This is a genomic window from Undibacterium sp. TC9W, assembly GCF_049339865.1.
GTDB lineage: Bacteria > Pseudomonadota > Gammaproteobacteria > Burkholderiales > Burkholderiaceae_D > Undibacterium.
In genome coordinates this window covers 213727-234571 of record NZ_JBMPPJ010000002.1, presented here as the reverse complement: position 1 = coordinate 234571, position 20845 = coordinate 213727, and the positions used below count along the sequence as shown (strand labels likewise).

The 20845-nt window shown below is 50.4% G+C and carries 21 protein-coding genes; 12 read left to right on the top strand and 9 right to left on the bottom strand.

What is annotated here, in order from left to right:
* The first annotated feature begins 268 nt into the window (after window positions 1-268).
* From ACO0LN_RS03345 to ACO0LN_RS03335, 3 genes are all read left to right on the top strand, one after another.
* A complete protein-coding gene (locus ACO0LN_RS03345) occupies window positions 269-700 on the top strand; it encodes a hypothetical protein (RefSeq protein WP_422970960.1) in 432 nt (143 codons plus the stop codon).
* Window positions 701-711: 11 nt separating this feature from the next.
* Window positions 712-1530 carry a DUF2145 domain-containing protein gene (locus ACO0LN_RS03340; RefSeq protein WP_422970959.1) on the top strand — a complete coding sequence of 273 codons (819 nt, stop codon included), beginning with the start codon at window positions 712-714 and terminating at the stop codon, window positions 1528-1530.
* A gap of 252 nt (window positions 1531-1782) precedes the next feature.
* On the top strand, window positions 1783-3501 hold the full coding sequence (locus ACO0LN_RS03335) for a long-chain-fatty-acid--CoA ligase (protein ID WP_422970958.1): 1719 nt from the start codon (window positions 1783-1785) through the stop codon (window positions 3499-3501).
* Between the two features lie 283 nt (window positions 3502-3784).
* Here the strand turns inward: ACO0LN_RS03335 and ACO0LN_RS03330 are convergent, their stop codons facing one another.
* The 5 genes from ACO0LN_RS03330 to ACO0LN_RS03310 form a co-directional block, all read right to left on the bottom strand.
* Entirely contained in the window at window positions 3785-4240 is a 456-nt protein-coding gene (locus ACO0LN_RS03330; RefSeq protein WP_422970957.1) for an HIT family protein, read from the bottom strand.
* A gap of 87 nt (window positions 4241-4327) precedes the next feature.
* Window positions 4328-5965, bottom strand: a complete 1638-nt coding sequence (locus ACO0LN_RS03325; RefSeq protein WP_422970956.1) for an amino acid adenylation domain-containing protein — start codon at window positions 5963-5965, stop codon at window positions 4328-4330.
* A gap of 107 nt (window positions 5966-6072) precedes the next feature.
* A complete protein-coding gene (locus tag ACO0LN_RS03320) occupies window positions 6073-8133 on the bottom strand; it encodes an alpha/beta fold hydrolase (RefSeq protein WP_422970955.1) in 2061 nt (686 codons plus the stop codon).
* Between the two features lie 72 nt (window positions 8134-8205).
* Window positions 8206-8451, bottom strand: a complete 246-nt coding sequence (locus ACO0LN_RS03315; protein WP_422970954.1) for a hypothetical protein — start codon at window positions 8449-8451, stop codon at window positions 8206-8208.
* The gene (locus ACO0LN_RS03310) at window positions 8429-9334 is read right to left on the bottom strand and encodes a diiron oxygenase (RefSeq protein WP_422970953.1); all 906 of its coding nucleotides are present in this window, start codon (window positions 9332-9334) and stop codon (window positions 8429-8431) included. Before ACO0LN_RS03310 ends, ACO0LN_RS03315 begins: the two co-directional genes overlap by 23 nt.
* 524 nt (window positions 9335-9858) lie before the next feature.
* On the opposite strand from ACO0LN_RS03310, the gene ACO0LN_RS03305 reads away from it, so the two are divergent.
* The 7 genes from ACO0LN_RS03305 to ACO0LN_RS03275 all read left to right on the top strand — a co-directional run bounded on the left by ACO0LN_RS03305 (window position 9859) and on the right by ACO0LN_RS03275 (window position 15235).
* Complete coding sequence (locus ACO0LN_RS03305) at window positions 9859-11127, top strand: RNA polymerase sigma factor (protein WP_422970952.1); 1269 nt, start codon at window positions 9859-9861, stop codon at window positions 11125-11127.
* 66 nt (window positions 11128-11193) lie between these two features.
* Window positions 11194-12258, top strand: a complete 1065-nt coding sequence (locus tag ACO0LN_RS03300; RefSeq protein WP_422970951.1) for an alpha/beta fold hydrolase — start codon at window positions 11194-11196, stop codon at window positions 12256-12258.
* Window positions 12259-12409: 151 nt separating this feature from the next.
* Entirely contained in the window at window positions 12410-12832 is a 423-nt protein-coding gene (locus tag ACO0LN_RS03295; RefSeq protein ID WP_422970950.1) for a VOC family protein, read from the top strand.
* 36 nt (window positions 12833-12868) lie between these two features.
* Entirely contained in the window at window positions 12869-13225 is a 357-nt protein-coding gene (locus tag ACO0LN_RS03290) for a YciI family protein (protein ID WP_422970949.1), read from the top strand.
* Window positions 13226-13236: 11 nt separating this feature from the next.
* On the top strand, window positions 13237-13641 hold the full coding sequence (locus tag ACO0LN_RS03285; protein ID WP_162042162.1) for a VOC family protein: 405 nt from the start codon (window positions 13237-13239) through the stop codon (window positions 13639-13641).
* A gap of 57 nt (window positions 13642-13698) precedes the next feature.
* Window positions 13699-14103, top strand: coding sequence for a VOC family protein (locus ACO0LN_RS03280; protein ID WP_162059663.1), 405 nt, complete (start codon window positions 13699-13701; stop codon window positions 14101-14103).
* Between the two features lie 187 nt (window positions 14104-14290).
* The gene (locus ACO0LN_RS03275; protein ID WP_422970948.1) at window positions 14291-15235 is read left to right on the top strand and encodes an alpha/beta hydrolase fold domain-containing protein; all 945 of its coding nucleotides are present in this window, start codon (window positions 14291-14293) and stop codon (window positions 15233-15235) included.
* 654 nt (window positions 15236-15889) lie between these two features.
* On the opposite strand, the gene ACO0LN_RS03270 is transcribed toward ACO0LN_RS03275, so the two are convergent.
* Window positions 15890-16459 carry a flavodoxin family protein gene (locus tag ACO0LN_RS03270; protein WP_162059665.1) on the bottom strand — a complete coding sequence of 190 codons (570 nt, stop codon included), beginning with the start codon at window positions 16457-16459 and terminating at the stop codon, window positions 15890-15892.
* Between the two features lie 99 nt (window positions 16460-16558).
* Window positions 16559-17260 (bottom strand): pirin family protein, encoded by a 702-nt coding sequence (locus tag ACO0LN_RS03265; protein WP_422970947.1) that lies wholly within the window; start codon window positions 17258-17260, stop codon window positions 16559-16561.
* A gap of 119 nt (window positions 17261-17379) precedes the next feature.
* Here ACO0LN_RS03265 and ACO0LN_RS03260 point away from each other — a divergent pair, with 119 nt between their 5' ends.
* Window positions 17380-18297: a LysR family transcriptional regulator gene (locus tag ACO0LN_RS03260; RefSeq protein WP_422970946.1), complete on the top strand. Its 918-nt coding sequence runs from the start codon at window positions 17380-17382 to the stop codon at window positions 18295-18297.
* A 9-nt stretch (window positions 18298-18306) separates the two neighbouring features.
* Window positions 18307-19209 (top strand): tRNA glutamyl-Q(34) synthetase GluQRS, encoded by a 903-nt coding sequence (gene gluQRS, locus ACO0LN_RS03255; RefSeq protein WP_422970945.1) that lies wholly within the window; start codon window positions 18307-18309, stop codon window positions 19207-19209.
* Between the two features lie 85 nt (window positions 19210-19294).
* Here gluQRS and ACO0LN_RS03250 read toward each other — a convergent pair whose 3' ends face one another.
* Both ACO0LN_RS03250 and ACO0LN_RS03245 read right to left on the bottom strand, forming a co-directional pair.
* Window positions 19295-19789: a hypothetical protein gene (locus ACO0LN_RS03250; RefSeq protein ID WP_422970944.1), complete on the bottom strand. Its 495-nt coding sequence runs from the start codon at window positions 19787-19789 to the stop codon at window positions 19295-19297.
* Between the two features lie 188 nt (window positions 19790-19977).
* Window positions 19978-20646: a hypothetical protein gene (locus tag ACO0LN_RS03245; protein WP_422970943.1), complete on the bottom strand. Its 669-nt coding sequence runs from the start codon at window positions 20644-20646 to the stop codon at window positions 19978-19980.
* Window positions 20647-20845 lie beyond the last annotated feature (199 nt).

Here is a 20845-nt window from a genome sequence, read left to right as displayed (position 1 = left end):
ATTGACCGAAACTCATCCCCACCCTAACCCGTCCACTGCGCCGCATGCAAGCGGCTTAGATTCTATCGGCACAAAGCAATGCTTTGTGAAACCCCGACGACACCCCCTTGAAAGGGAGGGAATTCAGTATCCAATTTCCTCAAAAATCGTGATACTGGTATCAAATTCCACTACCTCTTCTGTAACTATTTGCTACTGATGACAAATAGCTTGCGATTCTATGGTCTTATATTATTGTAGAGTCACTTTCTACATTTAAGGACACATGATGACCACACCAATTCGCAAAATCGCCCTGATTGCCGCTCTGTGCGCCAGCAGCCTGTTGCCACTTTCTGCACATGCTGGCCGCGGTCGCATTTCTTGCGGCCCCTCTGGCGGCTCCGAAGCTCTGTCCATGGGTGTAGGCATCATCATGCTTGGTGGTTTTTCCATGGTGGCTGGTTCAGGTGAGATGATCGTTGATACCGTCAAGGCGGGTGCCGATGGTGTGACAGTGGTGCTCAAGGGCTCAACCCAGGCAGTCAGCACTACAGTCAGATTGTCCGGCAAGGGCATAGAAAAAGTTGGTCTGGTCAGCGGTGCCGTGGTGGAAGTCAGCGCAACGACAACTGGTTATCTGCTGGTCAGTGCAGGCAAGGTGCTGGCGTTTATTCCCAATGAAATCGGCACTGCCCTGATGCATCACAACAAGGTCTGATCAAATTTAATATGCGCACACGTTCACTGGCTTCCTCCAAGGTTCTGATAATAATTCAGCGTCTATTCATCGTCTTCGCTCTCGCCTGTACGGCACCGGCTTTCGCGGGTCGCCCTTGCGAGGAAAATAGCTACGATCCCAAGAAAGTCATGCAAGCCCTTGAGTTTGCGCACAAGACCCAGATCAGGCTGGACGAAAGCCAGGCTAATGTTGCCATCATCGCCCGCGTTGGCCAGGATTTGTCCAAGTACAATTTGCGCTATTCCCACCTGGGTTTGATAGAGCGTCTGCCAGATGGCACCTGGTCCGTCATGCACGAGCTGAACCAGTGTGGCACAGCCAATTCGGAATTATTCAGGGAAGGTCTGGGTAATTTTTTCATGGACGACATGTTCGCCTTTGAAACCCTGGTACTTATTCCCAACACTGAGTTGCAACAAAAAATACAACAAGTGATGGCCGATGGCCGTGCGAAGAACCTGCATGCAGCGCGCTACAACATGCTGTCCTATGCCTACTCCACCATGTACCAGAACTCGAATCAGTGGGCACTGGAAGTTCTCGCCGCAGCGCAAGCCAATGATGTGCGCATAGAAAACCGCACGCAGGCCCAGGCATGGTTAAAGTCCGCATCCTATAAACCTGACACCATCTACATACCCTCCCTTACGCGCCTGGGCGCCCGCATGTTCCGCGCCAACGTCGCCTTCGACGACCATCCATTTGACCGCCGCATGGCCGGGCAAATCGATACCGTCACGGTTGAATCCATAGTTCGATTCATGATGTCTCGCGATGGCAAGGCTGAAAAATTCGTGCTGAAGCAGTAAAGTAATTTGCAAAACATTCTTCAGTCGAACTCAAAAATACTTGCCGGAGCAGCACAGAACTGCTCTCAAAAAACCACAAAAGCATTTTTTAGAAGACTTATTCAAATGTCATGAATAAGCCTTGCCTCCTGCTGCCACCTGCATTTAGCATGGTCAAAAACAATAATAAGTTTGCCAATATCAGTACGCAGACGGTATCTGCTACCGCCATGCGTCACCCGATTTTTATAACAATGAGACAAAAGGTAAAGCATGGAAAAGTTTTGGCTGCAATCCTATCCCCAAGGTGTGCCCGCAGAAATCGACTACACCCAATACACCTCCCTCGTGCATCTGCTGGAAGAGTCTTTCCAGAAATACGCTGACCGCAAGGCCTATGTCTGCATGGACAAATACCTGAGCTATGCAGAAGTGGATGACTTGTCGAAGAAATTTGGCGCATGGCTGCAAAACCGGGGCCTGGAAAAAGGTGCGCGCATTGCGATCATGATGCCTAACATCCTGCAATACCCTGTCGTTATCGCTGCAGTCTTGCGCGCAGGCTATACCGCCGTCAACGTCAACCCTTTATATACACCGCGTGAACTTGAACATCAATTGAATGACTCTGGTGCTGTAGCCATCATCATCCTTGAGAACTTTGCCACTACCCTGCAGCAGGTACTCAACAAAACCAGGATCAAACATGTGGTCGTGACCAGCATGGGTGACCTCATGGGTGGCGTCAAAGGCATGGTCGTCAATTTCGCCGTGCGCCATATCAAAAAAATGGTGCCAGAATTTTCCTTGCCGACTGCTGTCAGTTTCAAGCAGGCACTGGCAGATGGTTCGCGCCAGCCGTTGAAAGCGGTAACGATTACACACGATGACATCGCTTTCCTGCAATACACTGGTGGTACTACTGGCGTCTCCAAGGGAGCAACGCTGTCGCACCGCAATGTCACTGCCAATGTCCTGCAAAATGATGCCTGGGCACAACCAGCGCTGAACAAGGCTCCAAAAGTAGAGGCCATGACTATCGTCTGTGCTCTACCCCTCTACCATATCTTTGCACTGACCAGTTGCTGCCTGATGGGCACGCGCCTGGGTGGTTTGAATATCCTTATCCCCAATCCGCGTGATATACCCGGGCTGGTGAAGACGCTTTCCAAACATAAAATCAGCATGCTGCCGGCAGTGAATACGCTCTACAACGGCTTGCTGAATAATCCTGATTTTGCAAAACTTGATTTCTCTGAACTCAAGGCCTGCAATGGTGGTGGCACGGCAGTACAGCAAGCAGTTGCCGAGCGCTGGAAAAAAATCACAGGCTGCGCTATCGTTGAAGGCTACGGCTTGTCGGAAACCTCACCTGTCGCGACCTGCAACCCATCCAATGCAGAAAACTTTAGCGGCACCATAGGCTTGCCATTACCATCGACAGAAATAGCGATACTTGACGATAGCGGCAAGCGTGTACCATTGGGTGAAGCAGGTGAAATTGCCATACGTGGCCCGCAAGTCATGGTGGGTTACTGGAACCGCCCTGAAGATACAGCCAATGTCATGACTGCCGAAGGATTTTTTAAGTCAGGTGATGTCGGCATCATGCAGGAAAATGGCTATATCCGCGTAGTCGATCGCAAGAAAGACATGATACTGGTGTCAGGCTTTAATGTTTATCCGAATGAAATTGAAGGCGTAGTGGCGGCTCACCCCGGCGTGCTGGAATGCGCCTGCATAGGCGTGCCAGATGCCAATTCTGGCGAAGCAGTGAAATTATATGTCGTCAAAAAAGATGCGCAGTTGACTGATGAAATGTTGATGAGTTATTGCAAGGAACAACTGACTTCCTACAAAAAACCCAAGTACATAGAGTTCCGTACCGAGTTACCAAAGTCAAATGTAGGCAAGATCTTGCGCCGTGAATTAAGAGACGAAAAGAAAGTGGAAAAGATTGATATCAAGCCAGACGAGAAGAAAGCGGCTTGATGGCTAAGCCAATCTGAATTGGCGTTAAGTTGAACAAAACAAGGCCTGCATTGTCAGGCCTTGTTTTTTCGGGTTTGATTAAATTACTTAGAGGCTGAGGAGAAATTAAGATGGCTAGGCTATCGCTTTGGGAAACATCCCTGGCAAGGGATGATCGTTTCATCGGCAAGCAAGGTGTTGCTTGAAACTCCGATTACACCGTCAGCGACGAAGACAGTACTTTAGTACGCGGCTCCCAGGAGAGGAGCTGCAACGCAGCTGGGGCGGTTTTGCGTAAGTCCTATTATTCTGATTTGAGCAAAGCCTGCCAACGAGCCGCCTGCCGTGTCAAACGTTTGCTGCGGCCTATATAAGACCAGGGATTGATAAAGCGTGTCAGGTAGCGCCATACCATCAATGCAGTATCACCATCACGGCGTGGTATCACATGCAGATGCACATGGGCCACATGCTGGTTGGCTGCCTTGCCATTATTGAGCAACACTGCAGTGGCATTGCTTTCACCACCGAGGCGTAATGCAGATGAAAAACGGCTTGCCATGGCAAACAGGTAAGCGACCGTTTCTTCTGGCAAATCTTCTATATGCTGTTGGTGTTGTCGCGGTATCACCAGCAAATGCCCGCGCGTCAGGGGGAATGCATCGAGTATGGCTATACACTGTTCATCACGATAGACGACCGATGCGGCGCTGCGCCCGTTGAGGATTTCGCAAAATACGCATTCATGCTTTCTGGCCACATTGCCTCCTGTCTTGCAGATTACATCATATACATAAAAAAACCCGCCACACAGGACGGGTTCATCTCCTGCCGCACCTTCCAGGCATCATACGCCAGGAATAAGCTTTTCCACTTGCTGGCCATCACTTTCTTTTACCAGTTTTTGCAAGGCTGGATAATCGATCTTGCCATTCGAATTGAAAGGCATCTTGCGCAATTCAATCACATCCTGCGGCAGCATATAGGCAGGCAAATGCAGGGTGCAAGCCTTGAGTATATCTCTTGATGATACGGTAAAGCCACAGCCATAGGCAAGCAAGCCCTGCACGCTACCATCTGCAGCCAGTGGCCAGGGCACTACCGCCACCAGGTCAGAACCACCCAGGCGGCGTATCACCGCCTCAACCTCCTGCACTTCAACCCGGTAGCCACGTATCTTGACCTGGTTATCGATACGCCCGCAATACAGCAAACCCACTTCTGCATCGACGCAGGCCAGGTCACCGGTACGGTACCAGCGCTGCGCCTGCCTGCCCTCAAAATGCAGGTTCAGGAAGCGCTGGCGCGTTAATTCAGCATTTTCCCAATAGCCATGTGCCAGTTGTGAACCGCCCAGATACAGCTCGCCAATTTCACCGTCAGCAACAGGATTAAAGTGCTCATCCAGCACCATGGTTTCCTGCCCTGGCAAAGACTGGCCTATGGGCACGACGGGCAAGGCCGCAATGCGCTGATCACTGGCGTCGTAAGGATGCACGGTAAAGGCGATCGTTGCCTCGGTGGGCCCGTATAAATTCTCGATGATGGAATTGGGCGCGGCAGGTTGCCAGTCTTGCGCCAGACTGGTGGGCAAAGCTTCACCACAAAACAGACTGTACTTCAGGCTGGGCAAAACACCGGGGCGCAAGGCGTTGTAGCGTTTCAGGCAGGCAGCCAGCGATGGTACAGAAAACCAGTGCGTTAATTCATGTTGCTGTACAAATTTAAGCGGCATCATCATGACACGCGCAGGCACGCTATACAGGCAGGCACCAGCACTCAGGCATACGAAAATATCATGTACCGACAAGTCAAAGGTAAAATCAAAAAACTGGGTAAAGCGGTCGCCCTGCCCCGGTTGATAGCGTGCGATGATACTGGCGACATAGGTAGCAACATTTTCATTCGTCACTGCCACACCCTTGGGCAAACCCGTGCTGCCAGAAGTAAACAGGATATAGGCAACAGGGTTGGCCTTGACAGGCAAGCTCAGGCTGGCGGTATCGGCCTCGGCCATCTGGCGTTTTAAAATATAAGTATGCTGGCTGGCGCTGGCAGCCCAGGTGGGCAAAGTCTCCGTATCGGGCATCAGCACGGTCAAAGGCTCGGGATAAGATTGCAGCAATTCTTTGGCTGCATCCATGGAACGCTCATCGACGACAATCGAGTTCGATGCAGAAAGCTCCACCATGCGCAAATTGCGCTGCACGGGGAACTTGGCATTCAGTGGCACATAGGCCATGCCTGCCAGCAAAGTACCAAGCACAGAAGCATAGGCAGTAATGCTGCGATCTACCAGCAAGGCACAACGTTGCCGGTTGCAATCCTTGTTCTCGCGCGTCAGCGTGCGGGTAATCCTGGCGACACGCAACAGCAATTCTGCATAGGTATAAACCTGTTCATCTACCCACAATGCATTGCTGTTAGGCTGGGCTTTAGCCGTGTTGAAAAAACTGGCAATCAATAATTTTTGTTCTTTTTTCATAAAAATGTCTCCCCCGACCATGGTGATTAGCATGGTCGTCATTTCGCTACGACGAAAACAGCAGGCAATATCCGCAGGTGTTCTTGATGCGGACATTGCCATTGACATCAATTCAGGCTGGGTATCACTTGATCCTGATGCTGTGCGACAAATTGCCTGATCATGGTCGCCAGGTCTTCATCATAGAAGTGCGAGAAGTGATCACCGTTTTCATCAAAGGACAATACCCCCTGCTTCAGGCCTGCAACCAGGAAACGGCCCACATCGGCATGCGTGACAAGATCCTTGCCACCGACATGCACGAGCACAGGATGCGGGATATCGGCAGTCCAGGCATCTGCTCTTTCATTGAACAGGCCATTCATCATATTGGCATAGCGGAACAATGATTCCGGCGTGCGGAAAGGTACGCTGGTCATGTACAGCAAGAAAGGGTCGGTACTGGTCAGGATGGTAGAAATCATCTTGCGGTCTTCACCATCATCTGAGGTTGCATGGGCACCATAGATGAGATCACAGTACTTTTGGGCGAAACGATAATTGGCAGCGATCTTGGGGAAAAGCGTGCGTATATTTTTTTCAAAGTCGGTGATCTTGATTTCATTCGACGCTGGCAACGAAACACCGCCATTCAGCAATACTGCCGATGAAATACGTTCAGGGAAAGCCGCCATGCTGCGCAGGCTGACCTGGGCACCGCTGCTCCAGCCAGCGATAGCTGCCTTGGCGATGCCAAAGTGGTCGAGTATCGCCACCATGTCTTTGGCATGGGTCAAGGAATGACATTTTTCCAGATCAAATTCATGAGTAATGGCTGGTACCCAGCGGCTTTCCCAGGTGATGACATGAAACTGATCAGACAAGCGCTGGGCCAGCGGGAACATGAAGTCAGATGGCATGCCATAGGCATTTGCCAGCACCAGCGCCGGTTTGCTCTTGTCACCCAGCGTCAACACACATAATTCAGTACCATCTTCAGCCGTGACCTGGCTGCGGTTGAAAGTCGTACCATTCTTTTGTTCATCCAGTTCCTTGATAAAAGCAGTCAGGTAAGTACCGTAATCAGCCCAACTCAGCCCCACATGCTTGGGCAGGCTGCGCGCAAAGTTCTTGATGGTGCGGTAGTAGCCGCCATAAAACACGGTGCGTTTATCGAACAATTCTTCTATCGCAGTCGCAGGAGTGTCGCGTTCTGGCACGAAATTGATGCTTTTCATGCCAAGCGCAGTATCAATTTTTTCCAGCATGGTCTTGACATTAAGGTCGCTGGAATTGGTCAGGTGATACACCTTCTGATCGCCAAAACCGATATTACTCAGATAGATCATGTCGAACACGCATTGATCGACCGGCACCAGATTGCCCGCAGCAGCGAGGTCACCGATGAGGCGCAAAGGTGTCTGCAATTTGCTCAGTGTTTCACGCAGGCGGTACATTTCCTGCGTCAGGCCGTAGATACCAAAGCGCGTGCCACCGCTGCGGCGTGATGCCAGCGGCCCCATGATGATGGCAGGACGCAGGATGCGGTAGTCCAGTCCGTTGGCATCACAGTATCTGGCGACTTCATGCTCGCCCTCATTTTTACTTCTCTCGTAAAAATTGTTGTAGTCTATATCGACGGAATGCAGGCTCTCCGGTATTTCACCAGCCACACGACCAGAGGTATAGGCAGTAGAGATATGCAGGTAGTGCTGGCAATGCACACGCCGCGCCAGGTCCATCACATTCTGGGTGCCGTTGATATTGTGGTGGTAGATTTCTTCCTTGTGGCGGTCTTCAAACTTCAGGCTGGCGGCACAATGCCAGAATTCGCTGATACCCGCCGCTGTGAGTTTTTCCAGATCATTCTTGCTGATCGCACACATGGTCTCGGTCATATCACCGAGTATGTATTCCAGCTTGCTGTCTATATCTGCTTTGGGGATAGGCTGGTTGTAGGCAGAGGCGCAGACAGCTAGCGCATCATATACACGCTGCTTGGCGTGTTCCTGCGATTCTCCCCTGACCAGCACATAAATTTTGCCACTCTGGCGCAAACGCCAGAACAGGAAATTACTGCCGAGAAAACCGGTAGCACCTGTGAGAATAATATTCTTTGTCGTATTGCGGTGACGGTTTGTCAGTTCCAGCAAATCGCCATAGCGATAATCAGTGAATTGATGTTCCATGGTTTGTCCTTGTATTTGTTTTGTATTTGTTTTGTCTATGTTTTTCTACATGTGCTGCGGATTAGGAATGGCCTATTCCATATAATTTAGTTGCACCCTGTCCAGGGTCCTGACCTTGTCGAGCACGGTGTCATCGACCACAACTTCCCTGCCACTGATTTCTTCTATGAGGAGTACGTATTCCACAAAACTCAGGGAATCAACGACATCGTTTTCTATAAGGTCAAGGTCTAAGGGAATATCGGACAGATATTTTTTCTTTGACAGCAACCACTGTTTAACTTCATTGATCTTGTCAAGACTGATAAGCTGGTTCAAGACTGGTCTCCTGTTTTAATAAATGGGTGTCGCCCAGCAGGGCCAATACTTTTTTCAACAATTCACGTGCGTGAAAATCCTGCCGCACCGGGTCAGCCAGCAGTGCACTGCGGATTGCCATGCCGCTGCTAAAACCGGCATCGCGGTACATCGCCGGGTTATAGAGGGACTCGATGGTGACCTGCACATATTTGTGCAAGTGTTGCGAGACTTTCTCCAGCACTTCTGGCGCATAATCATTGCTGATGCCATCTGCCAACTTGGCCAGCACGGCGCGACCAAAGGTGATGTGGCGCGACTCATCATTGCGGTGCGCCTCATTGATCTCGCGTATAAAGGGATGCACGCGGTCATCAAGTGCAATCTTCAGGTTGTAGTAATGGCCGACTTCTTCAAAAATGAAAATCTGTGCAAAGCGGACGAGGATAGTCAGCCTGGGGTCAAGCTTGAGTTCAGTAAGTTGTATTTTCTTGTTGCCATAAATCTTGCCCCCATAGTTTTCGCAGAATTTGGCGAAGTACCACATGTGCTGGTTTTCTTCGTCGATGAAGTGATGCAGATAATCATTGGCTTCTTTCAGCATGGGGGTATGCAAGAGTTCAGCAACACCTGCGATCAGTTCCTGCTCGCCCGTCACATTCAGACTGAACAGGTTGATGCATTCCCATTTGCTGAGCAGTTTGCGTTGCGCCTCGCTGGCCTGCTCGTAGTAAGCGGTGCCATGGATAGTCAGCAGTTCGGGGCTTACCCACCAGTCCTGCTCACTGATATCATCCACCCAGTCAAAGCGGGTGAAGCTGAAGACATGCCTGTCACGTGACAATTGCACCAGCCTGGCAAGGCGGTCTGTGTACATACTTTGGGCACTTTGGTTCATGCTCATCTTTATCTGTCTCCATTGATGCTGATCAATACGTTAAAATTTAGTCTAGCTATTTTTAGATGCCTCTTTAGCCACATTAATAAAAGTCCAACATCAGCGTCCATGGAATTTGATAGAATTTTTCATCTAAGTTTCTGGCACAAAATTTGATTTACAGAAACTTTGCAGACATACAAAAATAGCGGAGAAACACCTTGTTTGAGACGTGGCAGACGCATACCACCGGGGCTGGCCAGAGGGTATTTTTGTATTCAGGAATTGATCTCAGGCACGGACAGACCACTTTTCAATTAGTGGTAAAAAAAGCACAATCGGTCTTTTTTTTAATTTCGCTTAAACCTCTGGCATGCTGGAAATTTTCTTTAAATTAATGCTTTTAAAGCATTGTTCTTTAAGAGTGCGCTAGAATCCGTCATCACTATTTCTGGTACTGAAAATGCAGAATTTATCGATTCTTCAGGCTTTTTATGTGGGCCGGGCCAGTATTCAGGTAATCATCAAAGCTTCATATCGCAATTAAGAGTATGACGACTTCCGTTAGCGATAACACCCGGCAATTGGTGGAATCCATATACCAGCAAGAGTCGCGTCGGGTCTTTGCGACCCTGGTACATCTGCTGGATGACTTAGACCTGGCAGAAGAAGCCTTGCATGAAGCCTTCAAGGCAGCGCTGGAGCAATGGCCGGACAAAGGCTTGCCTGAATACCCACACACCTGGCTGGTCTCTGCAGGACGCTATAAGGCCATAGACAGCATACGCAGGCAAAGACGCTTTGACCCGCTGGATGAGCATGTAGAGGCCGTAGAAGCGCTGGTGGATGAAACAGCCCAGCCAGGCGAAACTGCATTTGAATCACCAGTCATGGAAGACGACAGGCTGCGCCTGATCTTCACCTGCTGCCACCCCGCGCTGGCAGCCGATGCCCAGGTCGCTCTGACCTTGCGCGAGGTCTGTGGCCTGACGACGGAAGAAATCGCCCATGCCTTTTTGACCCCCGCCCCTACTCTGGCGCAGCGCATCGTGCGTGCCAAGGCAAAAATACGTGATGCCAGAATCCCTTATCAGGTACCAGAAAAAGAAGAATTGCCAGCGCGCCTGCACAGCGTGCTCAGGGTGATTTATCTGGTCTTTAATGAAGGCTATTCCAGTTCTGCCGGTGACTCTGCCTTGCGCCTGGATCTGGCAGCGGAAGCCATACGGTTGACACGACTGCTACAGGAATTATTGCCCGAGCCGGAAGTCAGTGGTCTGCTGGCGCTAATGCTATTGCATGAAGCACGCCGCCCTGCCCGTACTGATAATCATGGAGAATTGATCGCACTGGAACAGCAAGACCGGCAATTATGGAACCAGACACTCATAGCAGAAGGCTGTACGCTGGTAGAGCAGGCTTTACGCTCTGGCCGCTTTGGCGCCTACACCCTGCAGGCGGCGATATCCGCCGTCCATGCAGAGGCGGCGACTTATGCAGAAACTGACTGGCCACAGATCGTTGGCCTGTATGATGCCCTGCTACGTGTTGAAGCCAGCCCCGTCATAGAACTGAACCGTGCCATCGCGATTGCCATGTGCACGGGCGAGTTAAAACATGGCTTGTCGTTGGTGGAAGCCTTGCTGGAAAAACAGGAAATGCAAAACTACCATCTGGCCCACGCAGCCAGGGCTGACCTGTGTCGCCGCAATGGTGACATGACGCAAGCGCGCCTGTCCTATGAACTGGCGCTGAAACTCTGCAAACAAGAGCCGGAGAAACGCTTTATTGAACGCCGTTTGCTTGCATTAAAAAATTAAAATCCCTGTGACACCCGTCAGTTTTACCCCAAAATTACAAGAAGTCCACTCACCATCAGGAGATATATGGCAAAACTGCATCACGTTCTTCCCACTTTGTTAATGAGCCTGCTACCTGCACTATGCCAGGCCGAAGCAACACCGATTTCACCCGGCCCGGCCTGCAAGTCTGCAACCCAAGCCATCAATGAAGAAGGATTTGTCGAGCTAGGCGGCATACCGCAGTGGGTGACCATCAAGGGCAGCCGTTGCAGTAACCCGGTTATCCTGGTCGTGCATGGCGGGCCTGGCAATACCATGAGCCCGTATGGCACGGCTATTTACGGCGCATGGGAAAAAGATTACACCGTCGTGCAATGGGACCAGCGTGGTGCAGGCAAGACCTTCGGCAAGAACAAACCCGGTGAAGAAACGCCTTTGACAATTGCACAAATGGCTGATGATGGTGTTGCCCTGGCGGCATATCTGACCCAACATCTGGGCAAGAAAAAAATCATACTGACGGGCAGCTCATGGGGCTCGATACTCGGTGCGCAGATGAGTCTGTCGAAACCTGAATTATTTTATGCCTATGTTGGTACTTCTCAGGTTGTCAGCTACAAGGCAAACCAGGCTAGTAGTTATAAACAGGTGTTACATCTGGCGCAGGCTGCCGGCGATCAGGAGACTGCCACAAAAGTAAGCGCACTGGGCCCTCCGCCGTGGACCAATCCGCGTAACTTCGGCATTTTGCGAAAGGCTATCCGCAAATATGAAGCACTGCGCACAGACCCTGCCCCAAAAACATGGTGGGCGTCTGATCCGGCCTATGCCACACCGGCTGCTCTGGCTGACTACGAAGCTGGCGAAGATTATTCCTTCCTGAAATTTGTCGGTTACAAAGGTGACGGCATGTTCAGCACCGTGAATTTTCCTGCTACGGCAAACAAATTCGCCATCCCGGTGTTTTTTGTCCAGGGCGCAGAAGATTTACTGACCATGCCTGAGATCACCAAACAGTATGTAGATAGCATTACCGCACCGCAAAAAGAGTATATCGTGGTGCCACGCGCCGGGCATGATCCCAATTTGCCATTTATTGAGGCACAATTAAAACTGCTCAATGAGCGCGTGCGAACCCTGAGCAATTAATGCTCACTGGCAATTTTTCAGATATCAAAAAAAGAAATTAAATATTTTTTTGAAGTAGTGTCGATTTACTGTCATGCCATTCGACTATCAGATGTGGAGACGCTTTCACACAATAATCCAACCAATTGATAATTGATAAAAGGAAATGACCATGCCACATCCTATCGCTTACCTGTCCTTCAATGGCAACTGCAAGGAAGCCATGCACTATTATGAACAAGTCCTGGGCGGCAAAATAACCGTCATGATGAGTGGCGCCGACTCCCCCATGGCAGCCATGATACCGGCTGAATCAGCCCACCGTATCCTGCACGCACGCCTCGAATTGCCAGACGGTGGCTTGTTGTTTGCAGGTGATTGCCCACAGCAAATGCCTTATGACGGCATCAAGGGCGTTTCGTTCACCCTGAATTACGATACCACCGAAGAAGCCAGCAAGATTTTCAACGCGCTGGCAGAAGGTGGCCAGGTGACCATGCCAGTGCAAGCTGCATTCTGGGCCAAGTCGTGGGGTATGCTGGTCGATAAATACGGCACGCCCTGGATAATCAATGGTGAACCGCAGCCACTGTAATCAGATCAACGCCATTCCATCCTTGCTGGAGCCACTATGAAATACCTATGCCTGGTTTATCTCGACAATGAACACTGGAATGCCTGCCCGGACGAAAAATGCGGCATGTATGCCCAGGAACTTGTTGATAGAGGTCATATGCTGGCAGCAGAACCTCTGCACCCTGTCCATACCGCCACCACGGTCAGGGTAAGGAACGGCCAATTGTCAGTCACCGATGGCCCATTTGCCGAAACCAAGGAGATGCTGGCTGGTTTTTATCTGATTGATGCCAGGGATTTGAATGAAGCCATACACCTGGCTTCAAAGATCCCGCCAGCCCAGCATGGCAGCATAGAAGTGCGCCCCGTGCGGGCACTGAACCTGCCAGCTGAGACAATGAGCACAAATTAAAGGAGAACGACATGCATAAACAATTTTTTGTCAATCTACCAGTCAAAGACCTGGCACGTTCCAAACAATTCTGGAGCAGCCTTGGTTACAGCTTCGATCCCAAATTCGCGAGTGATAACGCTGCCTGCATTATTTTCGGTGAAAACATCCTGGTCATGCTGTTGACAGAAGAACTCTTTGCCAGCTTCGCCCACAAACCAGTCTGCGATGCCCATGAGCGTGTCGAAGTCTTGCATGCCATGTCCTGCGATGGCCGCGAACATGTCGATAGCCTGATTGCCAAAGCTAAAGCTGCCGGAGCCACCGTGCCTGATGAGCCTGAAGATCATGGCTTCATGTATGCACAGGGCTTCTATGACCTTGATGGCCACGGCTGGAATTGCTGCGCGTGGGCCACGGAAGGTGAATGTAAATAAAACGGTATGGCTCGCCTGGCCTGCCTATACCGGAACAACAAATGAAAGGAAGACAAAATGCATAAACAAATTTTTGTAAATCTGTCTGTCAAAGACCTGCCTCGCTCTAAGGAATTCTGGAGCAGTCTGGGCTACAGTTTTGAACCCAAGTTCACGAATGATCAGGCTGCCTGCATGATCATGGGCGAGAACCTGTTCGTCATGCTGCTGGTAGAAGAATTCTTTGCTGGCTTCACCAACAAGCCCATCAGCGATGCGCATGAGCGTACTGAAGTGTTGAACTGCCTGTCCTGCGACAGCCGCGAACATGTCGATAGCCTGGTCGCCAAAGCCAGGGCTGCGGGTGCCACGGTGCCTAAAGAGCCTATAGATCATGGATTCATGTACGGACATGGTTTCCATGATGTCGATGGCCATGGCTGGGAATTGGTGTACATGGTAGCCGAAGGTGAGTGCAAATAAATCTGCGCAAGCTGAACCTGCCCCACCAAACCGCCTGTGCTTCAGGCGGTTTTTTTATGGACATGACTATCGCTTCCATGCAATTCGTCACGGCAGACTCAAGCTTGGTCACACAGTCCCTTACCTACTCCTGCTGACCCGGCATACTGATTCCATGTAAAACTCTTCATGTCGCAGGAAATATGAAATGAAATTTTTTAACCAGCCAGGCAAGTTATGTAGATTCACATCCTTTTTATGCCGCTTAATAAACTGTATCACCCTCAGCCTGCTGGCAGCAGCTTCTGCACATGCTGCCATGACAGATACGGCTTATGACATGCAACAAGGCATCGTCTATCAGCGAAACGGCGATGAAGTATTGACAGGTGATCTATACCGTCCCAAGGGTGATGGAAAATATCCGGTGCTGATTGCAGTACATGGCGGCGACTGGCGCTTTGCCGATGCCAGTCTGTATAAACACTGGGGACCGTATCTGGCAAAAAATGGCTATGCCGTATTTGCCGTTAATTATCGTCTGGTCAAAGACAAAACCAATCTCTATCCGGCAGCCGTACACGATGTACGCGTCGTCGTGCAGTTCTTGCGCCAGCACGCAGAAACTTACCAGCTTGATCCTGAACGCATGGGTTTGATGGGCGACTCAGCAGGAGCACAGCTTGCCACTATCGTCGCACTGGCTGGTGACCAGCCACCGTTCTCAGATGGCATGCAACCCACGACAACGGTCAAGGTTTGCATAGGCATTTATGGCAGCTATGATCTGACGGCGAAGTGGGAACATTCGAATCGCAACTACCCTGACAATAATATTGCCCAGGGTTTCCTTGGCAGCAGTTTGATTGACAACCGAAAAATTTATTTTGAAGCGTCGCCGCTGTCGTATGTGACGCGGGATAATAATCAAACGCAGTTCTTGTTGAGCTGGGGAGCGAAGGACAAATTCGTAGATCCTGCTGGGCAGTCGATTGCCTTCATGCATGCATTGAAGCAGGCGGGGTTTTCTGTGCGTTCAGTCGTGTTGAAGAATGCGGGGCATTATTGGGCTTCTGAGCCTATCAAGATACCTGGCAGTGATTCTGGATATTTGGCACCGCGATTATTAGAATTTTTGAAGGAGAAGCTGTAGGGGATATGCGGCTAAGTGTCTATGGTAAAAGAGGTGGTTATTCGCAGTACTTATGCAACAGGATATCGATTGAATTACCGTCCTCTCAAAGTCGTCATTCCACCGGGCTTGCGCTCCAGCGGCGTTCCTAGTAAACCATTTCAAGAATTAATTTCTGATTCATCGTATTGCATAGCTGCTTTTGAAATACTTTGCACGTCATTTACGATTGCAGGTCGGGGGTAGCCCGACAGCTACATTCTTTTCTTGTCTCGCCAAGAAAAGAATGCAAAAGAAGGCGCCCCAGGCGTCGTCGCCCCCTGAAGGGGGTTCCCGTTTGTGCAGTACAAAAAATGGGAAGGCCCGAAACTCGCTTCGGCCTTGCCCTTAGGAACATGCGCTTGCAAGCGCATGTCGTTACGCAGGCGCGCAGCAGTGCTCCCTACGCGGGCCGGCCGAAACCCCTGCTACACCTCAAACAGCGGTCCTTCTTAATCCATTTTCTGTACCGCACAAACGGCGTCGACGCAGGGGAACTGCAAAGTCAAAAACAACACCAACGTCAATTCGGCCTGTATTCATATTTCTCAAATTTGATTGATGAGCGTACTCATATGGACATAACAAAAAACCCGCCAATCAATCCGGCGGGTTTATTTATTTCACCAACTCATCTTACTTAAACTTCGCAGCCACTTCCGCAATCCGCTTACCAAACAATTTCGCCGTTTCCAGATCACCTGGCAGCGGGCCTTCTTCTGGTGAAGAATCGGATGGGGACTGCGTCATCAGGCCGCTGAAGCTGGCGATGTAGTTGATGTCATTGCGTTGTGCGGCTTTGCTGTTGGATGGCATCAGGCCTGTGCCTACCCAGATCATGGAGTGCTGTTGTGACAGGGTGAACAGGTAATGCAGGGTCGATAATTTGTCGCCATTCATGGAGGCAGAATTGGTGAAACCTGCGGCAATCTTGTCTTTCCAGACCTGGCTATACCATGGCTTGGAAGAAGCATCGGCGAATTTTTTGAATTGCCAGGACACTGATCCCATGTAAGTTGGAGAACCAAAGACGATAGCATCAGCAGCGGCCAGGGTTTCCCATTGGGCGTCGGTGATATTGCCTTCGGCGTCAATCTTGATGAGTTCGGCATCAGCACCGGCAGCGGCAGCACCTGCGTGTACTGCTTCTGCTGCCTTGGTGGTGTGACCATAACCTGAATGATAAATAATCGCGACTTTAGACATGTTTTACTCCAAATTTATATGTTGAGATTGCTAAGGAAAAAGACAAATCACTGACGCGTTTTTACTTGTTCACGTCAGCGATTTTCCTGTCTTTAGTACTTAATGAGGCAGATCAAATACCAGTACTTCTGCCTGTTTACCCTGCTCCAGCACGAGTTTTTCTTCGGCTGACATCATCACGGCATCGCCCTCTTTCAAGGCCATGCCATTTACCTGCAATTCACCACGTGCTACGTGGACATAGGTCAGGCGATCCTTTGCCAGTGCTACTTCCTGCTTTTGTTCTGCATCGAACAAGCCAATTTGCAAACGTGCGTTCTGGCGGATTTTGATGGAGCCATCGGCACCATCGCCAGAAACCACCAGACGCAAGCGCCCCTGTTTTTCTTCACGGCTAAATTCTTTTTCACCGTAGAGCGGCTCACCACCCAACTGGTCTGGCTGTATCCAGATTTGCAGCAGACGTGTGTGTTCGGTATTGGCCGGATTGAATTCCGAATGGCGCACACCGGTACCTGCACTCATATACTGCACATTGCCTGGACGTATCGTACTGCCGTTACCCATACTGTCTTTGTGCGCAATCGCACCTTCGAGCACATAAGTAATAATTTCCATGTTCTGGTGCGGATGCGTACCAAAACCCATGGCTGGAGCGATCCAGTCATCGTTAATCACACGCAGTGGGCCAAAACCCATGTGCTGTGGATCGTAATATTCTGCAAAAGAAAAACTGTGATGTGATTTCAGCCAGCCGTGCTCGGCGTGGCCGCGTTCTTGTGATGGTCTGAGCGTAATCATATAAGTCCCTTTCAAATTTCCTGAAGAATGTGTTCAGGTCATGTACACACTATATACATGCAAATTCTTTGACATAAGGGTAGAATTTCATATAACTCATTCAAATTATTTGAACAATCGTGAACCTGACCCTCGAAGCCCTGCAAATCCTTGATGCCATAGACCGTAAAGGCAGCTTTGCGGCGGCTGCAGCGGCCCTGGATAAAGTGCCCTCCGCCATTACCTACAGCATACGCAAGCTTGAAGAAGACCTGGATGTATTACTATATGACAGGCGTGGCCACAGGGCCAAGCTGACTATCGCCGGGGAAGAATTATTGCTCCAGGGCAGACATTTGCTTAATGCTGCACAAGAGCTGGAGAACCGTGTAAAACGTGCCGCCAGCGGGTGGGAGGCGGAGCTGCGCATCGTCATTGATGGCATCATACAATTCGACGACATGATCCCCTTGATCAAGGAATTTGAACAACAGGGCTGCGGTACACGCATCCGTATCAGCCAGGAGATTTTGTCCGGCGTCTGGGAAACCATGGTATCTGGCCGTGCTGACCTGGCCATAGGCGCTGCCTATTACGGGCCGGATGCGATACGCATGCAGGGTGAATTCCAGACCCGCTTGCTGGGCAGCGTGGAATGGGTGTTTGCCGTGGCACCACAACACCCGCTGGCGCAGGCAGCAGAACCGCTGACACCGGCGATTTTGCAGGCCCACAGGGCGATAGCCATAGGTGATACTGGCCTGACTCTGCCATCGATGACGGCTGGCTTGCTAAGCGGCCAGGACACCATGACCGTGCCCACCATGCATGCCAAGCTGGCAGCGCAACTGGCTGGCCTGGGTTGCGGGCATTTGCCACGTCGCCTGGCATTACCACATTTGCGCAGTGGTGCTTTGATAGAAAAGAAGACCAGCGCTCACCGTCCGCCAGAAGATAACCGCCTCGTCTGGCGTAATGCCAACAAGGGCAAGGCTTTGCTGTGGTTTTTACAGAAGTTGCAAGACCCTGTCGTGCAACGCATGTTGATAGGTAATTGAAGAACATCCATGCCAACAAAACAGATGATGCAAAAATACATAGGACGTTTCGCCCCCTCACCGACCGGCCCCTTGCATATGGGTTCGCTGGTGGCTGCCATGGCCAGTTACCTGGATGCCAAAGCCCACGATGGACTATGGCTGCTGCGTATGGAAGACCTGGATTTTGACCGCAATGTCAAAGGTGCAGACCAGCACATCATCAATTCCCTGCAACGCAGCGGCATGGTATGGGATGGCGACATTACCTGGCAAAGCCAGCGCCAGCCTCTGTATGAAGCTGCCTTGCAAAAGCTGGGCAATAATCTTTACCCTTGCGCCTGTTCACGCAAGGAAATTGCTGATTCGCGGTTGCGACTGGGTGACGCAGCCAGCCAGATTTACCCAGGCACTTGCCGTCACGGGCTGGCAGCAGGCAAGACAGCGCGCGCCTGGCGCTTGCGCGTGCCAGATCAACTCTATCGCTTTGAAGACCGGCTGGCTGGCACGCAGCAGCAAAACCTGGCGACCGAGGTGGGGGATTTTGTATTGAAACGCGCTGACGGCTTCTGGGCCTACCAGTTGGCGGTGGTGGTTGATGATGCCGCGCAAGGCATCACGCATGTGGTGCGTGGTGCTGATCTGATAGATTCCACTGCAAGGCAAATCTATCTGCAAGAATTGCTGGGCTTGCCCACGCCGCATTACCTGCATGTGCCAGTAGTGACCAATGCCGATGGCGAGAAATTATCCAAGCAAACCGGGGCACTGGCTTTTGACCGTGGTGACAATGATGTGCTGCATGAAGCGCTGATACCGGCAGCACAATTCCTCGGACTGGATTTACCTTTATCAGTCACTGATATACCAGCTTTCTGGCCTCTGGCGATTCATGCCTGGAAAGAAAAAATAGCCCGTGTGGCATCGCCATAAAACAAGGGCTGCATTGCAGCCCTTGGTGATACTGCCACTCATTGACGAGCGACTGGCAAGCAACTCATAAGCAATTAATACGCAATCAATGCTCTGGATGTTCCCTGCCGCGGCCATGACCATGGCGCTCATGCTCATCATAGCGTCTGTCATCCTTGCGATAGTCGTCACGCCTGTAATCGTCGCGCCTGTATGCATCATGTCTGTAATCATGGTCACGATAATACCCATCGCGGTAGCGAGGCACTACCTGGGTGTTGTACCAGTTTTCCTGCACAAAATACACGGGGCGATTGCAAGCATTGTAGCGATAGCAATGTTTTTCCCATTTATTTCTATGGCCTGGCGGCACCACCAGATACATGGGTTGCTGGACCACATTCACCCTTTGCACTATGCGTGGCTCAGTATAAATTACCTGAGGCTGAGGAAAATTACCAATATCTACCCGACCATAGAAACCTGGTTGCCCGAATTGCATAGACACACCCACATCCTGCGCCTGACTCTGAGCTGTCATGAATAGTGCGGCGCAGGCTGCGCCTGCGAGCATTATCTTTCTGCATGTCATGGTTTTCATTTCAAACTCCTTATTTGATACTGCTCACAGGAGCATATCCTGTGATTACACCTATAACGCTTGAGCGGCACATCTGTTGACTTCTGTCGTCAATATTCTGGCTGAGCACTGGCAAAGCTTCTGTACGCTAACCAACATTCCCTCATGTCATAGCAAATAAAAACGCATCAAAAATATCTATTTGCAACTTACTTGACAGGAAAATCTGCAGCCCATTGTTGTGCTTTTTGATCAAGAACAGCGCGGCGTTCAGCTGGAATTTTTGTTATCAATTGCGCCAAGGTGGATCTATTTGACATACAGGCATATTGCGCATCACGCTTGCCGAATTGACGCTTGAGCACACATTCCAGTTGATGGGCACCAGCCACATCTTCGTAGGCAGTTTCCAGCGCTTCAGGCAATACCGTTTGATAGCGCAGTACCAGTTGAGCCGACATGCTGCGATAAGCAGGATCATTCGCTCCGGCCTGATGGGTGTATTTGACAGCATCTTTCAATGCGGCGTAGGCATCAGCATTTTTTTTGATGTTCGGGATACCGGGATTGGATGTCGTTTCACTTGCGCCATCACCACCGCTCATGGTCACTGACCAGCCCGACTTTTCAGTGATTTTTTCTTCCAGGCAGGCGAGGCGGTTATTTGCTTCAGCGGCGACATAGGTTTGTGCCTCCACATTGCCCTCTGCAGCGCGTTTGCGGTTCTTTACCAGCCAATCCTTGAAATCGGCGCGTAAAGGTTTTGCGGTAATCAAGTCGCAATCGTCCAGGCTGATTTTTGCAGCCTGAGAACTTAGGCAAGTGAGTGCCAGACCAAGCAGAAAAACAGTGCGGGAAATTATTGAAGAATTTTTCATGTGTAATTTGTTATGTTCAATTCAAAAAAACGGATACGAATCCTGGCAAGCGATGCTGCCATGATGGATTTAATAATGGAAATGATTTTACAAATTAACACTTTTGTTTTATTCAAAAGCCAGCAAAACAACTATTTGCTTTTTCCATTATCAAAGCGAAATCGAAGTTTGTCTTAGCTGCATGATTTCAACAATCCTT

What these genes read in the sequence shown, in the direction of transcription:
- ACO0LN_RS03345 (WP_422970960.1), top strand. Translation starts at nt 269, where the DNA reads ATGACCACACCAATTCGCAAAATCGCCCTGATTGCCGCTCTGTGCGCC.
- ACO0LN_RS03340 (WP_422970959.1), top strand. Translation starts at nt 712, where the DNA reads ATGCGCACACGTTCACTGGCTTCCTCCAAGGTTCTGATAATAATTCAG.
- ACO0LN_RS03335 (WP_422970958.1), top strand. Translation starts at nt 1,783, where the DNA reads ATGGAAAAGTTTTGGCTGCAATCCTATCCCCAAGGTGTGCCCGCAGAA.
- ACO0LN_RS03325 (WP_422970956.1), bottom strand. Translation starts at nt 5,965, where the DNA reads ATGAAAAAAGAACAAAAATTATTGATTGCCAGTTTTTTCAACACGGCT.
- ACO0LN_RS03320 (WP_422970955.1), bottom strand. Translation starts at nt 8,133, where the DNA reads ATGGAACATCAATTCACTGATTATCGCTATGGCGATTTGCTGGAACTG.
- ACO0LN_RS03310 (WP_422970953.1), bottom strand. Translation starts at nt 9,334, where the DNA reads ATGAGCATGAACCAAAGTGCCCAAAGTATGTACACAGACCGCCTTGCC.
- ACO0LN_RS03305 (WP_422970952.1), top strand. Translation starts at nt 9,859, where the DNA reads ATGACGACTTCCGTTAGCGATAACACCCGGCAATTGGTGGAATCCATA.
- ACO0LN_RS03300 (WP_422970951.1), top strand. Translation starts at nt 11,194, where the DNA reads ATGGCAAAACTGCATCACGTTCTTCCCACTTTGTTAATGAGCCTGCTA.
- ACO0LN_RS03295 (WP_422970950.1), top strand. Translation starts at nt 12,410, where the DNA reads ATGCCACATCCTATCGCTTACCTGTCCTTCAATGGCAACTGCAAGGAA.
- ACO0LN_RS03290 (WP_422970949.1), top strand. Translation starts at nt 12,869, where the DNA reads ATGAAATACCTATGCCTGGTTTATCTCGACAATGAACACTGGAATGCC.
- ACO0LN_RS03285 (WP_162042162.1), top strand. Translation starts at nt 13,237, where the DNA reads ATGCATAAACAATTTTTTGTCAATCTACCAGTCAAAGACCTGGCACGT.
- ACO0LN_RS03280 (WP_162059663.1), top strand. Translation starts at nt 13,699, where the DNA reads ATGCATAAACAAATTTTTGTAAATCTGTCTGTCAAAGACCTGCCTCGC.
- ACO0LN_RS03275 (WP_422970948.1), top strand. Translation starts at nt 14,291, where the DNA reads ATGAAATTTTTTAACCAGCCAGGCAAGTTATGTAGATTCACATCCTTT.
- ACO0LN_RS03270 (WP_162059665.1), bottom strand. Translation starts at nt 16,459, where the DNA reads ATGTCTAAAGTCGCGATTATTTATCATTCAGGTTATGGTCACACCACC.
- ACO0LN_RS03265 (WP_422970947.1), bottom strand. Translation starts at nt 17,260, where the DNA reads ATGATTACGCTCAGACCATCACAAGAACGCGGCCACGCCGAGCACGGC.
- gluQRS (WP_422970945.1), top strand. Translation starts at nt 18,307, where the DNA reads ATGCCAACAAAACAGATGATGCAAAAATACATAGGACGTTTCGCCCCC.
- ACO0LN_RS03250 (WP_422970944.1), bottom strand. Translation starts at nt 19,789, where the DNA reads ATGAAAACCATGACATGCAGAAAGATAATGCTCGCAGGCGCAGCCTGC.
- ACO0LN_RS03245 (WP_422970943.1), bottom strand. Translation starts at nt 20,646, where the DNA reads ATGAAAAATTCTTCAATAATTTCCCGCACTGTTTTTCTGCTTGGTCTG.